The organism is Algoriphagus ornithinivorans (assembly GCF_900115305.1).
GTDB lineage: Bacteria > Bacteroidota > Bacteroidia > Cytophagales > Cyclobacteriaceae > Algoriphagus > Algoriphagus ornithinivorans.
In genome coordinates this window covers 24,702-41,593 of the sequence record NZ_FOVW01000015.1, presented here as the reverse complement: position 1 = coordinate 41,593, position 16,892 = coordinate 24,702, and the positions used below count along the sequence as shown (strand labels likewise).

Here is a 16,892-nt window from a genome sequence, read left to right as displayed (position 1 = left end):
TCACAGGAGGTGCCGCAGGTTCGGGTGTAACCACTATTACAGGCACCTTAACCAACTCAACTAATACTGCTCAGACAGCAACTTATACTGTAACGCCTACTTCAGGTTCTTGCTCCGGTAATCCTTTCACGGTCACTGTTACTGTCAGTCCTAGACCGGCTGTGACAAACATGACGGCAACCGTTTGTAGCGGAGACTCTTTCTCCTTAACTCCTTCCAACGGCACCAATGGAGTGGTACCGGCTGGAACTACATACTCCTGGTCGGCACCCGCAGTAACTGGGGGGGTCACTGGAGGGGCTGCAGGCAGTGATGCATCCGCCATCTCAGGAAATTTAACCAACTCAACTAATACTGCTCAGACTGTAACTTATACCGTAACCCCTACTTCAGGTTCCTGCTCTGGTTCGACTTTCACGGTCACGGTTACTGTCAGTCCTAGACCTGCCGTTAACAATTTGACGGCAACCATTTGTAGTGGGGATTCATTCTCCTTAACTCCTGCCAACGGTACCAACGGAGTCGTTCCGACTGGAACAACCTACTCGTGGGCTGCACCTTCACTTCCTGCAGGAATCACCGGCGGAGCTGCTGGATCGGGAGCAAATGCCATCTCAGGAACTTTAACCAACTCAACTAATACTGCTCAGACTGTAACTTATACCGTAACCCCTACTTCAGGTTCCTGCACTGGTTCGACTTTCACGGTCACGGTTACTGTCAGTCCTAGACCTAATATTGATGACTATAATATTTCAATTTGTACAGGCTCAAACTTCTCAATTACTCCCTCAAATGGGACCAATGGAATAGTTCCAGCAGGAACTACCTATTCATGGTCTGCACCTTCCGTTACAGGAGGAATTTCAGGTGGAGCTGCAGGAGGAGGATCGAGTAACATTTCTGGGACATTGGTTAACCCAACGGATTCACCACAAACTGCAACTTATACTATCACAGCAATTTCCGGTACCTGTTCAAGCTCGACTTTCACAGTGGTAGTTACCGTTGACCCAATCACTGCTATAACTTCTCATCCATCCACAGCATTGGACATAGAATGCTTTGGTGATGGATTTGAGCCTTTAACGGTAACAGCTGTTGGAGGAGGATTAACTTATCAATGGTATAGAAACACGGTCGCCTCAAATGTTGGTGGTACAGCGGTTACCGGAGCGAATTCGGCATCTTTTACTCCACCATCCACTACACAAGGATCTGCATGGTATTACGTGATAGTTACAGGAAATTGTGGGACTGAAACCTCCGATGTTTCTGGACAACATTTAGTGACGCCACCCGTAACAACCATATCTCAACACCCAAACACTACAAATCAATCAACTTGTTTGGGTGGTGCATTCACTACCCCCACTCTTACTGTACAAGCCTTAGGAGAAGGAACCATTACCTATCAATGGTACAGAAATACAACAAACTCAAATACTGGAGGTACTTTAATTCCTGGAGCAACTAGTTCCAGTTATACCCCTCCAACTGATAATGTGGGAACCACATATTACTATGCTACAGGCAAAAGTAATTGTGGCACCGTACCAACAAATACTTCTGGGGCATTTACAGTTACGCCACCTACAGCTATCAATACAGAGAATTTAGGTGCACAAACTATTTGCTTTGGATCGAGCTTTACTCCTATTTCAGTAACGGCAACAGGTACAGGAACTCTGAACTATCAATGGTATTCCAATACGTCAGCCAATAATATAACAGGCACGCTAATATCAGGAGCTACCAATTCCTCCTATACTCCCCCATCCTCTTCTACGGGAATTAGATATTATTATGTTGTGGTATCAAGTAGTTGTGGCACCGATCAGACTTCCTCCATATCTGGACCGATGACTGTTAACGCTTTACCAACACCTACATTTATCTCATCACCAACTGGTCCTGTTTGCGTAGGGGCTTCTGTTACCTATCAGACTCAAAGTGGCCAATCCAATTATATTTGGTCCGGATTTGGAACTGCAGGTACAGACTATACGATTACTGGAGGAGGCATTGGTACAACTGATCATACTGTTACCGTAACTTGGTTAACATCAGGAACCAAGAATATTTCAGTTAGGTATACCGACACAAATAATTGCGCAGCTACTGTCTCGGCCACCAATTCACTTGTTGTCAACTCATTACCTACACCAACCTTTATAACACCTCCAACCGGTCCGGTTTGCGTAGGAATACCAGTTACTTACACTACTCAATCAGGCGGGGGGCAAAGTAATTACTCCTGGTCTATTCCTGGAATAGCTGGTACAGATTACAATATAACTGCAGGTGGAATTGGAAGCACAAACTCTACAGTTACCTTAACTTGGCTAACATCTGGTTCGAAAACTGTAACAGTTGGATATACTAACTCGAATAATTGTACAGCTACTACACCAGCCTCAAATACCCTTACAGTAAATGCTTTACCTGTTCCAACATTTACTACTTCACCAGGCTCATTGGTTTGTCTTCAGCAGGATGTTACTTATACTACCCAAACTGGTAAATCGAATTATGTTTGGTCCCTACCAGGGACAGCTGGAACTAATTATACCATAGTTTCTGGAGGCACCGGAAGTTCAAGCTCTTCTGTGACTGTAAGGTGGTTGACTACTGGACCAAAAACAGTAACAGTCAGATACAGGGAACCTTCAACAGGTTGTACAGCTACTGCAAACGCAAGTTCCACTACCACTGTAGAACCATTCGCCACTGTTGGTCAGCCTCAAGCAGCCAGCGGACAACCTGCATTCCCAACACCAAACTATCCGACCGTTTGCATAAATTCACCAACTTTAAGACCTTTTATTCAGTCAACAACAGGAGTAAGTGGAATCGGCTCTCCAACTGGACTTCCGACAGGAGTAAATGTTAACTTTAATTCTTCTACTGGAAATATCGAGTTTTCAGGAAACGTGAGTACAGCAGCCCCAGGCCTCTATAATTATAGCATTCCATTATCTGGGAATTGCATAAATGGTTTGACTGCAACAGGAACAATTCATGTAGTCCCTACCTACGAGATAACAGCGGTTTCCTCTGTTTCGGCAACTACTATAAACGGAAATGCCACAGTATTTTTCTACGGAAATGCCAGCACCATGATAAATGGAACATACCAAGTTTCATATGAAATCAGACAGGCAAGTGGAGCATTTACAACTCATACTGCTACCGCAACGGTGAATAACGGAAGAGGTGTTTTTAGCACAATACCAATTAGCAGCAATACCGATACTTACACGGTAAGGATAATAAGTTTAAAAAGAGATTCTGATTTATGTACAACAACCTTCAGTGACAAACCGACGACTTATTTTGGAGTTTGTTCTGCCGTCTATGGTGCAAATAGCACTTTTTATGTTCCAGCAAATGTATACAGCATTACCATAGAAGTCTATGGTGGCGGTGGTGGTGGTGATGATTTTGGAGGAGGCGGAGGAGGTTACTCTATTCGTCAAAATATTCCTGTTACTCCAGGCCAACCTTTAGGAATATTTGTAGGAGCAGGGGGGGCAATTAATGGAAATGGAAATACAACGTATGTTACAAGAGACTCTAGTCTACCTGATCCAATTGCAAACAGTTTGGTATACGCTACTGGGGGTTCCAGAGGTAATGTAAACAACGCACCAGGAGGAACTTTCGATCCACGATTTGGTGGTAGTAACGGAGCCAGTGGATTAGGTTCGAATGGAGGTAAAGGAGGAGGACCCTTAGGAGGATCTGCAGGTACAGATGGCGTAAACGGTTCTTCACCAGGAGGCGGTGGAGGAAAGAAAGGAGGGAACAGAGGTGTTGGAGGAAATGGACTAGTGATTATCTCATATTCTTGCCCAGATGCCGATGACACTGATTGTATCAAAATAATTGATGATGGGTCCAAATCTGGAACTACAGTAATAGAATTTATGCGGGATTGTAGTTGGACTGCACCTGTTGGGTTAGCTGGATTTACTGTATATGTAGGAAGTGCTGGTGGAGGCGGAGGTAGTGGCGAAGGTTCAGGTGGTGGGGGCTCTGGCGCTTTGATTAGGCAAACATTTACAACCTCTAATCCAAACGGCCTACCTGCAAATACAGTTTTTAACATTGGGGTAGGAACTGGTGGCCCTGGAGCACCAACAGTTGATGCTAATGGATTTCCAGGAAACCCTTCATCCTTTACTGGATCTATAGATGGAAACCCAATAAATATAAATGTACCAGGAGGTGGAGGAGGAGCCTCAAGGGCTAACAATCTAGGGGGTACAGGAGCTTCAGGGGGAGGAGGTAGTGCTACTCCAGCACCGACGAAATCGGAAGGTCTTGGAGGTACTAGAATGAATATAACGTACAGTGGAGCAAATTCAACTGTCTATCTCGGCAATCCTGGTGGAAATGGTGATTATAGTGAACCTCAAAATTCAGTCGCAGGTGGCGGAGGTGGTGGACTGACACCTTGGAAACCTGCACCTGCTGACGATGGACAGCATGGTAAAGCCGCTGGGAATGGTCAAGGAGAAGGTGGTAGAGGCGGCGATGGAATAGTTCTAACCCTAGGTGATTCCTTGAGATATTTTGGAGCAGGAGGCGGTGGAATTGGTCGATTCTTTAATGGGACAGATAAAATCGGAGAAGGAGGTTCGGCAGGTGGAGTAAGAATTGGAGGGAGCGGTAACTTAAGCGGAACAAACCCAGTCGGAACTCCAGGAACTAATAAAACAGGCTCTGGAGGTGGCGCAGGCTATTTCGGAGGAGGTAGAGGCGGAAATGGAGTAGTTTACATCACTTTCCTTAACTTCCGAATCCTTGAAGTAGAATACCTCTACTTTGAAGCTTCCTATCTGGAGTCTGATCAAAAAGGGTTGCTCAAATGGGCAACTTCTAAAGAGTGGGAAAACTCTCATTTTGAGATTGAACGTTCTATTAATGGCGTAGCTAATTGGCAAAAAATAGGCACTGTTAAAGGACAAGGTTATTCCAATGAATCCGTAGAATATCAATTTAAGGATGAAAATCTTCCTGCTTCAGGAGGCATTATTTACTATAGATTGAAGCAGTTCGATTTTGATGGAAAATTCGCCTACAGCAAAGTGAAATCTATTCAGGTAGAACCTATCTCAGGAAATTCATACTGGGTTGCTTACCCTAATCCAAGCAACAGAAATGAGCCGGTTAGTCTATCACTTCTGAATACATCAGTTTATAATGATGAACCAATTGTTATAAGGATATCTGATGCTAAAGGTGTGACCGAAACATATACTGTTAGATCAACTGAGGAGGTTTCTGAAAAAGTCAATTACCATCTCCGAGACATTGATCATGGCTTATTTATCATTCAATTGATCTGGGGAAACCATCAGCAACAAATCAAACTGATTAGGAAATAGGTTTAAAAAATCTGATTAACCGCAATCTTGCCACTTACCTTATTTCTTTGATTGACCGATCGAATACTTCTACTTCCCTCAACAAAGGCGACTGAAGTCAGAAGCTTCCGGATTATAATACTTTCAACTGATACTCCCTTTTACTTTTTTACTTAATAAAAAAGCGGGTAAGCATAATAAAAAATTAAAAGAGGAGGATTTTATTCCTCCTCTTCTTTTCGCCTCACTGGCATCTGTGGTTGCCCTAATCCCATACTTCCTTTCAATCCTGTAAGGGTTGCTTTCCACCAAGTATTGAAAATGAACTTGGTTTTATCTCTTTTAAAGTAAATATCAGAGGAAACAATATTTCCCAAAAGCCTTCTTGGGTTGTTATTTTTAATCAATGTATTGGCTAAAAATGATTCAAATGCCACTTTCCCAGTCCCTTTTTCCAAAGTCAAGGAGTCCAATAAATCCACCTTCAATCCCTCATATAAAAAGGTCATTTTTCCAATAGCCTCTTCATCTGTCAATTTGAAGTACCAATCAGCCGAATTCACTTTTCCAGATCGGGCTTTAACAAACGCACCTTTACTTAAAATATCATTGACATATTCTAGGGGCATTTCTCCCATTTTGAAAGATAAATTAATAGGAGATCCAGCTGAAAAGTAATAGGTAGAGTTCATTTCAACTTTCCCTTCTCCCATCAAGTCGGTCGTCGCAATTACCTGGAATGAATCAATTGGATGCTTCTCTCCTTCCAAACTCATTGCAAATGGAACAATTGAAGCATTCATATTATGAAAACTCACTTGACCAGGTAGCTGAGCCCCAGGAGTAAACTCCTGATATCGTATTAAGCCGTTTCTTAATTGAATAGAGTCTACCAAAGCCCGGATGGAAGCATTTCTTAATAAATCCTGAGGCATAGGTTTGTAGGCATTAGGCCGTGAAGGCAATCGTTTGTCCCTGAATACATCCAAGCGCATCCCATCCAAATTAAGCTTTTTTGCTTGATAGCCCTGGTTGGCAAAAATGCGTTCAAAATTTAAGCCCCCAACTTCTATTCTATCCAAAAAGAGATCAATTGCATCTGTTTGAAAGCCCTTTTTCCTCAAGTAATTATATCTACCCATCGCTGGTCTAAACCTCACTTTTTCAAAAACTAAATTCGCACCAGCGTAGGAAAAACTCCCAATGGAAAACAGCTCCATACTATCCGGCAAATAATAATTGTAATCTTTGAGACTAAACTCCAACTGCTTCTTGAAAAGTAATTCAGGACTGATATTTTCTTCCAAATTCAATAAATCAAGATTTAGCTTCTTTAATGATAAATCAACATCCTTGAAAGCCAGTCCATTTAATGGATTTTTTGATTTTGAAAAAAACTCAAAATTGCCCTGATTCAAGTTGATGTTTTGCAGCATTATTGAATTAACCAAGCCATCTTTGACCTTAAACTCTTTAAAGTTTTCATTTTTTATTTGGGTAGATATACTGTCCAAAAAGATTTTAAAATCAGGTTTCAAAATCCTCAATTGAGTTAAATCAAAAATTCCTGACTCCTGAATTTGCTCTAATTCATTATTTCTTAAGCCAATCTCCTGGATTTTTCCCTGAAAAACCGGACCATTAGTCAGGCTCAAAGGCTTCAGAGGTAGGATCTCTATCCCGGATAGAATGGTCTCATCTTGCTCTGTATCAAATGTCAAATTGGATAGTCTTACAGAGTGCACACTATCTGGCAGGGCAAAAGAAAAGTCATTGATCCCTATTGAGATTTGCTTAAAAAGGCCGGATAAATCCATCTCTCGATTGGCTTGCTCATCCAAATAGAAGTCTGCAACTGTAATATCAAAGGAGGTTTGTATAGACTGGAGATCGGTTTGGCCTTGTATGTAATTCAATCTGAAATCAGAATTTAACGCACTAATCTCTCCAACCTTGATAAAATCTAAACTCCTTCTAACCCGCGGATTTATCGGACTGTTTTTTGACTCTATAGCCGGATTGATTTCCAAACTGATCGTACTGCCGACTACATTAAGTTTGTCCAAATCCAATCGGTTATCGAATAAAAAGTCCTCCAAATCAATTCCTTCAAAGCTCACCTTCGGTAAAATCAATGACAAAGACAGCTTACTCCTCAGATTATCACCCGGCATCAAGCGCAAAGTATCAATAACCAGCGTTCGGTTTTTTGTATTAAAAACTAAATTACTGGTCGTAACATCATAATCTCCTCTTGCCAGAGAAAAGGAATAATCAGCCAAATTCAAAATGATCTCGTCCGAAAAGAAGGTCTTGGATTCATCATAATTACCAAGATTATCCATATAAAAACCCTTCAGAGTAAGGGATAAATCTTCTTCCACGAAACTAATCTCCCTTTTTCCCGAAAGATCTGAAAAGTTGAATTTCCCTTCCTGGAAACTGACAGAATCAATGGAAACTTTGGCAAAATAGGACTCCAATAATTCTCTTATCCCTTCAGCAGAATCCAACTGATTTGCCTCTCTTTTTTGAGATCGATCTCTGTATTTGGTATAGGTAAGTTCAGGTCTAGGAACCAAAATCTGTTTGATATATAACTCCTGATCCAGCAAAGCCTTTTTGATATCAACTCCCTCTACACGAAATGAAGGCACCTTCAAGTCAACTGCCACAGTTTTTTTATAGGTGTCCAGCACAGATTGAATATTAGCCCGAGATTCGGGTTTCAGAGAAAAATTCTGAACATCGATCAGTGATTTTTTGGAGTCAATGATGATTTTATCAGCACTGAAAATGTGTAAGTTATCTCTCAGTTTGAGCTTGTATTTATCCAAACTTAAAATCATTTCATCTGCCAAAAGTATATCCCGAAGTTGCATGGCAGTGTCAGGAGAAAAACGGACATTTTCCAAAAACAAACTGAATTGGTCAAAACCTATATCATCAGATCGAATACCTGATTGATTTTGAAACTGCACCTCTCCTTGCCTCAAATCAAATTCACCAATATTCAATTCATTCAGATAGCCCATTAAAAGAGAAGCCCCCCTCCCCTTTCTTTCCTCTATTCCTGAGTCCGCTTCCAAATCAGTTACCTGTACTTTGGGAGAGATAATTTCCAACTTCTCCACATCCAAGACACCCTGATTATAAAGCTTTTTCAAATTTGCCTCAGAAAAAAGTAACTCATTCAGCCTAATATCAATCAACTGATGTGGTCTTTTGATTAAAATAGTACTGTCTCTTGGCTTTATTTCAAATCCCTTAACCTGAATTCTATCTAAAAAAGAGGAAGCCATTACTTTCTTCCCTTTGATCAAATGAACCTGATCCGACAAGTACAAGGTCAAATCTCCCAACTCCATAGAAGCATCTTCTCCGTGGAAAAACTGATTATCCTTTCTGCTCTGGTCATCTCCCAAGTAAAACTTGACCATTTTGAAATTCAGATCCGAAACCTCAATTCTATTTTCCAGAGAATCTTCCAAGTGATAGGTCAAAAATTTTCCTTTATTAATGGATAATTCCTTCACATAGAACGACTTTAACAAGCCAGTAATCAGATCATTTAAGTCACCATTTTGATTTTGATTCTTTTTGGGATTATCAGATCGGATCACTTTAAAATCCGGGCTGTTCAAAATAATCTCATCGATTTCCAAGTCCGATTCCATAAAGGCCTTATTCAACTCTACATTACCTACCCGAAGTTGATCAAGGTCCATATCATAATAGGCAAAACTCTCTATCGTCTTATCTGATCTAAGCTGGAATTTTTCAATCTGAATTTGATTCTCAAGTGAAGTCACGAAGACCTCATCGGCATAAATGGTGTGGATGCCATCAGGCAAAAGAAACTCAACCTGATCCAAATCAAATTCAAATCCCTTTGCATTGAAAGGAGTCTTCCATTCTTCGGAACTCGTCCAATCAATATCCTCAATGATCAATCGAGTATTTTTTGCATTGATAGACTTTTGACTCAAAAAGTTTAAAAAGAATAAGTCTGCATGATCTATTTCTACTCTATTGATAAAAATCCCTCCAAAAGGAATTCTTTGAATACTTTTCTTGATTTCATTTTCAAGTCTCTTTACTTGGGAAACTTTTAAACTATCTCTCTCTTTTGCATTGGAAATGGTAGACTCGGAAAGCTCTAGGCTGAGATTTGGATTATCCAGTTTAATATTCCCTATTATAAAAACCTTCTCAGACCAATCGTACCAAATATTTTTAAGGGCTAATTCGTCAAGAGTAAAATCAAATAGTACTTGGTCTTCACCGGCATTTTCAAGACTCACTGGCCTCATAATAATCCCATTCAAGAAAACACCTCTGCGAAGTAGGGAAAAGTTCAAGCGATTGAAATCAACCTCATATACTCCGCCAGTTGCTTCATTCAATTTTGTTCTAGTCCAATTGACTAAGAGGAGGTTAGAACCGAAATAGATTAAAAATTCCAGGAAAATTAAAGCCAGAAAAACTATCATCAACACCCTCAATACCTTCTTTCGAAGAGGATGCTTGGATATTTTTTCTTTGAAGCTCTTAATCATAGCAGGATTTTAGACCAAAATAACTAAATACTCCAACAAAAAATAAAAAAAGCAGCCCTCATCAGACTGCTTTTAGCTGTAGGAGAAGGATTCGAACCTCCACGGGGTAGTTAGGCAATAGTCCGGTTTGTTCCATGCTTTATTCCGATTTCCCCACCCCCGAGACAGGAGGGCTTGTCTGCCAATTTCAACATCCTACATTATATGGTTTCGCTTTTCACAGCGATTAAAATAAAATGAAGGCGAAGATTAACTCACATTGTCTGATTGCTCATCAATGTCTCCACTGCTTAATCTTCGCTTCTTTTTCCCTGCCTTTTACAGAGAAGTGATAAATGGTTTGAGAGCTTCATATTTATTAGATGAATAACAAAACTCATTAATCGATACGTCAAAATTAGAAAAACCTCCTATTTATTAAAATTTTGATAACAAATTAATCAATTTTTTACAGTATTTTTATTTAAACACATTTTTTGTTCATCTTTTTATAACTAACCCTAAGAATTTCACTTGATGATTATGGATTTGTTAATTCCTATTTTGAAAATCGTGAATGAAGGGCGTTTCTTTTAAAAAAGGGCATAAAAAAAACCATGAAACATAATCTCATGGTTTTAGTCAATTAACAATAAACCCAAAATAACCTGCTGTAGGAGAAGGATTCGAACCTCCACGGAGTAGTTAGGCAAATTTACGAGCTCGCTAAAATGCTTTATCCCACGGCCTCCACCCTCGAGACAGGAGGGCTTGTCTGCCAATTTCAACATCCTACAGTATGTGTGTGAACTTTTAGCTTGTTTGCTGTTTCAAATATACGGCGATCAAATTGTTTTTTGCAAATTATTTAAAGTTTCTGTTATTTTTTTACAGATTATTTAATGAAATCGATTGAAAATTAATGATTAGATAATTATAGACTTGAATACATCGCTCTTATTGCAATATTTTTAATCTGAATCTCGATTTTTACATTATTTGCATCAAACAGGGGTTTATTTTTGATTTATATCAAAAGAATGCAATCTTAACTGTGGTTTTTTGCTTATTCGTGAGTCACATAGGATTCCCACTTTTCCAAAACTGCCAAAAAATCCTCCGGCAGTTCAGATTCAAAGAATAACTTCTCCCCTGTCTTAGGATGGATAAAACCCAGAGACTTTGCATGCAAAGCCTGGCGTGGGATGATATCAAAGCAGTTTTGAACAAAACTTTTATACTTGGAAAATTGAGTTCCTTTTAAAATCCTATCTCCACCATACATGGAGTCATTAAAAAGCGGATGCCCCAAATACTTCATGTGCGCTCTAATCTGGTGAGTTCTTCCGGTTTCCAGCCTGCACTGAATTAATGTTACATACCTTAGACGCTTGATCACTTTCCAGTGAGTTACTGCATGCTTACCCTGTGAACCATCCGGAAAGACATCCATTACTTTTCTGTCTTTGGCACTTCTTCCAACATGGCCTCTAATAGTCCCTGATTCCTCTGCTGGTTCTCCCCAAACAAGGGCTATATACGTTCTTTCTATGGTATGATGAAAAAATTGGGCGGCCAAGAAGGTCATAGATTCCTCGGATTTGGCTATCACCAAAAGACCAGAAGTATCCTTGTCAATTCTGTGAACTAATCCAGGCCTTCCCTCATTACCTTTCATTTCAGGCAAATTTTGAAAATAATAAACCAATCCATTTACCAAGGTTCCTGACCAATTTCCATGCGCAGGATGAACCACCATTCCCGCTGGCTTATTGACTACCAGCAAATCATTGTCTTCATAGATAATATCAAGAGAAATAGGCTCTGGAATGACCTCATTATCCCTAGGGGGTTTTGCAAACATTACCTTTATTTCATCCCCTGGTTTAATCTTGTAATTAGGTTTGGTTGGCTTTCCATTCACCAAAACCCCACCAGATTCAATGTTTTGTTGCACCCGGTTTCTAGTGGCATTTGCTACCTTTTCGGTTAAAAATTTATCTATTCTAGTGAGCGTTTGTCCTTTGTCAACATTAAATCGATAATGCTCATACAGTTCGATTTCTTCGTCTTCAAATTCCTCTTCGGGTAACTTATTCATGCAACAAAAATACAAGGATGAAAATTAAGTTTACCAAAAGCCTTAAATTCCCTCATGATTTTAGCAAATCCAGTGGTCAATCAAGTGTTGGATCATCCACTCTTAGAGTCAAAAGGAGTGGAGCTGGCCATCAAACGACTTGACCTGATTCATCCGACAGTTTCTGGAAATAAATTTTTTAAGCTGAAATACAATCTGGAAGCCGCCAAAAAATCTGGTTCAAAAAAGATACTCACCTTCGGAGGAGCCTATTCAAACCATATATATTCTACTGCGGCGGCAGCATTTCAAGAAGGCCTTGAATCTATCGGAATCATCCGGGGAGAAAGGATCGAGCCTTTAAACCCTACCTTGAGTTTTGCGGAAAATCACCATATGCAGCTTGAATTTATCAGTAGAGGAGAGTTTAGAAAAAAAGACCAGCCTTCCTTTATTGAAGGATTGAGGAAGCAATTTGGAGACTTTTACCTGATCCCTGAAGGGGGCACCAATTCAACTGCTATTCAGGGAACCTCCGAAATATTAGACAAGGAGGACAGTTACTTCAGCCACATAGTTTGCGCCATTGGAACAGGAGGAACCTTTGCCGGTTTGGCAAATAGCCTATTAGGGCACCAGCAGTTATGGGGCATATCCTCCCTTAAAGGTGAGTTTATTCATCAGGAAATTAAGAACCTTCTTAGCAACTTTAGTATTTCGCCAAAAGGTACTTGGAAGATTTTCTCCAAGTATCATTTTGGAGGATATGCAGCTTACCGGCAAGATTTGATTGATTTCATTTGGAGCTTTTATGAAAACTTTGGAGTGGTTTTAGACCCTATATACACTGGAAAATTATTTTTTGCTGTTTGGGATTTAATCTCAAAAGATCAAATTGAAAAAGGTTCTAAAATTCTGCTGATACACAGCGGAGGGCTTCAGGGAAATGAAGGCTTTACAGAAAGAACTGGAATCAGACTCCCTAATTCTTCAAAGTAAAAAAGTCCTCATTTTCCTGAGGATGAACTTTCAATACATTGGCGAGGACCAATCGAACAAGCGTTTTGCTGGCTAAGAACTTGGGCAACTTAGCAGCTTTCATAAAGTCTTGGAGGGTAATTTTTCCAGACTCCTCCAATAACTTCATCAGGATTTCTTCTTTTTGACCATAGGTAAAAACTATGTCCCTGGGATTTCTACCTTTCCTCAAAATCTCCCAAACTTCCTTACTAGCCTGAACAGTGCGGTCTGCAACCCTTACAAATGCTCTTTTTCTATTTTGACTTAAAATATAATGTGGCCTTTCTTGGCTTTTAAAGACCTTGAAAAGAGCAACCCCTTTTTTCTCATTGATTTTGACTGTTTCCAGTTCATAGGGTAAGGCTGGAAAAATCAATTCTTTTATGGCCTTCTGCATCACAAAGACTTCTTCCTCTATATATCTCTGCCCACTAACCGTCCCATCATCATCCACTCCAAGCAGTAAAACCCCGCCTTCTGTATTTGCCAAAGCAATCAGTTCTCTCACAATTTTATCAGGAAATGCAGCTTTTTTCTTGAACTCAAGAGTCAGCCCTTCCCCTTGTGAAGCCAATATTTTTACCTCTTGAAGTGTCATGATTATCAGCTTTTCCCAAGGCCTCTGTTCAATTCCTCCAAGCGGCTCTTTTGAGATTGCCACTCGTCTCTCAGCCTTGCAGCTTCCATAAAGTTGAGCTCTTTCGCCGCTTTCTCCATCTGTTTTTGAGTTTGAGCGATCAATTTCTCCAACTTCTCTTTACTCAAATACTGTACGACAGGATCGGCCGCCAGCTGGCTTTCTCCAGGCATAGGCTCCGCGTATACTTTTGCATTCTTCTTGGAATCCGCAACCTTGGTTTGTCCCATGATTTTATCTCGAGACTTGATAACAGTGGTAGGAGTTATGCCGTGCTCCTCATTGTAAGCAATCTGAAGCGCCCTTCTTCTTTTGGTTTCATCAATGGCCATTTGCATGGAATCAGTGATTTTATCCGCATACATGATCACTCTACCCTCAGAGTTTCTTGCTGCTCTTCCGATCGTCTGAACCAAGCTTCGCTCATTTCTCAAAAAGCCTTCTTTATCTGCATCCAAAATCGCGACCAACGACACTTCTGGAAGATCCAACCCTTCTCTCAATAAGTTGACTCCAACCAAAACATCAAAAACTCCGAGTCTTAGCTCTCTGAGAATCTCGACTCTATCCAAGGTCTTCACTTCCGAGTGAATATATCTGGACTTGACTCCTGCCCTTTCCAGATACTTTTGAAGCTCTTCAGCCATTCTCTTGGTCAAAGTGGTAACCAAAACTCTGGCATCTGACTTAATGGTTTGATCAATTTCCTCCAACAAATCATCGATCTGATTTAAACTTGGTCTCACTTCAATGGTAGGGTCCAGTAATCCTGTCGGACGAATAATCTGCTCTACCACCACCCCTTCCGTCAAGGCCAATTCATAATCCGCCGGAGTAGCAGATACATAGACAACTTGATGGGTCAAATCTTCGAATTCATCAAATTTGAGAGGGCGGTTATCCAATGCTGAAGGGAGACGAAATCCGAAATCCACCAAATTGACCTTTCTAGACCTATCGCCACCCCACATAGCTCGCACTTGAGGCACCGTAACATGGCTCTCGTCAATTACCATTAAAAAGTCATCCGGAAAATAATCCAAAAGACAGAATGGTCTCATTCCGGGACTTCTTCTATCGAAATAGCGGGAATAATTCTCAACCCCAGAGCAATAACCCAACTCTCGAATCATTTCCAAATCAAACTCAGTTCTTTCTTGGAGTCTTTTTGCTTCCATAAATTTCCCCTCCTTTTCGAAGAAATTTACTTGGGCCACCATATCATCCTGAATTTCTTTGATGGCAGTTTGTATGGTGTCTCTACCAGTTACAAAAAGATTTGCAGGAAAAATGGAGATAATCTTTTCATCATTGAGTTTTTTTCCGCTTTGCGGGTCTATTCTTTGAATCGCTTCAATTTCATCACCCCAGAAAAAAATTCTATAGCCCCAGTCGGCATAAGCCACAAAAATATCCACCGTATCTCCCTTTACTCTAAAGGTACCGTGTGTTAAATCCTGGTGAGTTCGGGAGTATAATATATCGACCAGTTTAAACAGCAACTGATTTCTAGGAATTCTGTCTCCTTCTTGAATTCGAATCACATTCTTTGCGAATTCTTCAGGATTACCAATACCATAAATACAGGATACTGAAGCCACCACGATCACATCTCTTCTTCCGGTAAGCAAAGCAGAGGTCGCGCTCAATCTCAATTTTTCGATCTCTTCATTGATAGAAAGATCCTTTTCTATATAAGTTCCCGAGCTGGGAATAAAGGCCTCAGGCTGATAATAGTCGTAATAGGAGATAAAATATTCAACCGCATTTTCAGGAAAAAACTGCTTAAACTCTCCATAAAGCTGAGCCGCTAATGTCTTGTTGTGACTTAACACCAAGGTTGGCTTTTGAACCTGCTGGATTAAATTGGCAACAGTAAAAGTTTTACCTGAACCGGTTACACCCAAGAGCACTTGAGCTTTTTCCCCTTCGTTTACTCCACGGGCTAATTGCTCAATCGCCTGGGGCTGATCTCCGGTTGGCTGATAATCTGAAGTAAGTCTAAATTCCATATACTTATGTCGAACTTACCCAACACCCAAACCCTAGTCAAAAGTTTTCTACTTCTGAATATTCTAGGCTTTTAGAGGTTTATATTTTGAAATATTATAATACAGATAATTGGTTCTGAGAATGATCACCAATAAAATCGGGATTAGGCTAGGATGAAAAGATTGCCATCCTAAAATCCAGAAAACCACTGCTGCATCTGCTAGAATCAAAGCTGCCAAAAGGTATTTCCTGACCCAGGGCTTCAAATTTTTGGAGAATAGCGCTATTGCCAGAAACAAATGACCCGGAAAAGCCCAAAGTATGTTCCAGTTCCACTTAGTAGCCGAATGATCTGTGGCAAACCAGAGTAGGAAAATGACTATACCTAGAATTCCTAGAATGGAAAATAGAGCTATATCAAAACCGATAAACAGCTTTTTTCTTTTAAAACCGATAAAGGTAATTGCTGAAAATAAAATGGCTACCAACCAAAACAACCAATAGGAATTGAAAGCTCCTATAACTCCCTGTTCGGGTTTAGGAAAATCCAAAATAACATTTGTCTCCTTGACTAAAGGCCTGGTAGGACCATCTCCCTGAATCTCTGCTCTCGCAAATGCTTCTTCCATATAATCAGGTAAAAACTGCTCTTCCTGAGGAGAAGCAACCCGATCTATCACGGCCCCAAGAGCGAGATCAATTCCTAAATCAGCCCAAGGCATTCTCAAAACATACTCGTCTATCAAATCCCTGAAAGTTTTTTCTCTTTCTTGTACCTGCTCATCATTCCAGATCAATTGATCTCCCAAAACCAAATCCATCGCATCACGGATTCTGGTGGCACAGTTATCAAAGAAGAAATCATATCTATAATAACGTCTTTCCGGTAAGTAATTGACCTGTAAAAACTCTACCATGTATTGCTCCTGCTCCGAATTTAGATCTAATACTTGTTCACGGATCGCTCTTTTTTCACCCGCATAGGTAGTAATAAAATCAGCGTAGGTACTGACGCTTAACATATAGTCTAATTTTCCTCCCGCAAATTTTCCATAGAAATTTGGGGTATTGAAATTGAAGGTTCCATAATTGAAAACATAATCCGTTCCATTGACATTATCAAAAACTCGGATTGCGCTATGACCATAAGCCATATATAACTCATCTCCTGGATCGCAAGTAAGAAGACTAATCCTATATAACTGAGCCTGAACACTTCCTATGCTCATGAATAACAGGAAAATAATTAGACC

At 40.3% G+C, this 16,892-nt stretch carries 7 protein-coding genes; 2 read left to right on the top strand and 5 right to left on the bottom strand.

Annotated elements, in window-relative coordinates:
- On the top strand, window positions 1-5,393 hold a 5,393-nt coding region (locus BM073_RS18300), incomplete at its 5' end, for a beta strand repeat-containing protein (RefSeq protein WP_317042683.1).
- Window positions 5,394-5,593: 200 nt separating this feature from the next.
- Here BM073_RS18300 and BM073_RS17790 read toward each other — a convergent pair.
- Window positions 5,594-9,931 carry an AsmA family protein gene (locus BM073_RS17790; protein ID WP_091655688.1) on the bottom strand — a complete coding sequence of 1,446 codons (4,338 nt, stop codon included), beginning with the start codon at window positions 9,929-9,931 and terminating at the stop codon, window positions 5,594-5,596.
- Window positions 9,932-10,976: 1,045 nt separating this feature from the next.
- A complete protein-coding gene (locus tag BM073_RS17785) occupies window positions 10,977-12,011 on the bottom strand; it encodes an RluA family pseudouridine synthase (RefSeq protein ID WP_091655687.1) in 1,035 nt (344 codons plus the stop codon).
- Between the two features lie 54 nt (window positions 12,012-12,065).
- On the opposite strand from BM073_RS17785, the gene BM073_RS17780 reads away from it, so the two are divergent.
- The gene (locus BM073_RS17780) at window positions 12,066-12,989 is read left to right on the top strand and encodes a 1-aminocyclopropane-1-carboxylate deaminase/D-cysteine desulfhydrase (RefSeq protein WP_091655686.1); all 924 of its coding nucleotides are present in this window, start codon (window positions 12,066-12,068) and stop codon (window positions 12,987-12,989) included.
- Here the strand turns inward: BM073_RS17780 and BM073_RS17775 are convergent.
- The 3 genes from BM073_RS17775 to BM073_RS17765 all read right to left on the bottom strand — a co-directional run bounded on the left by BM073_RS17775 (window position 12,973) and on the right by BM073_RS17765 (window position 16,868).
- The gene (locus BM073_RS17775) at window positions 12,973-13,608 is read right to left on the bottom strand and encodes an AlbA family DNA-binding domain-containing protein (protein WP_091655685.1); all 636 of its coding nucleotides are present in this window, start codon (window positions 13,606-13,608) and stop codon (window positions 12,973-12,975) included. The two genes, BM073_RS17780 and BM073_RS17775, sit on opposite strands and share 17 nt — an antisense overlap.
- Before the next feature lie 5 nt (window positions 13,609-13,613).
- Complete coding sequence (uvrB, locus tag BM073_RS17770; RefSeq protein ID WP_091655684.1) at window positions 13,614-15,659, bottom strand: excinuclease ABC subunit UvrB; 2,046 nt, start codon at window positions 15,657-15,659, stop codon at window positions 13,614-13,616.
- A gap of 63 nt (window positions 15,660-15,722) precedes the next feature.
- Window positions 15,723-16,868, bottom strand: a complete 1,146-nt coding sequence (locus tag BM073_RS17765; protein ID WP_245756460.1) for a lipoprotein N-acyltransferase Lnb domain-containing protein — start codon at window positions 16,866-16,868, stop codon at window positions 15,723-15,725.
- Window positions 16,869-16,892: the final 24 nt, after the last annotated feature.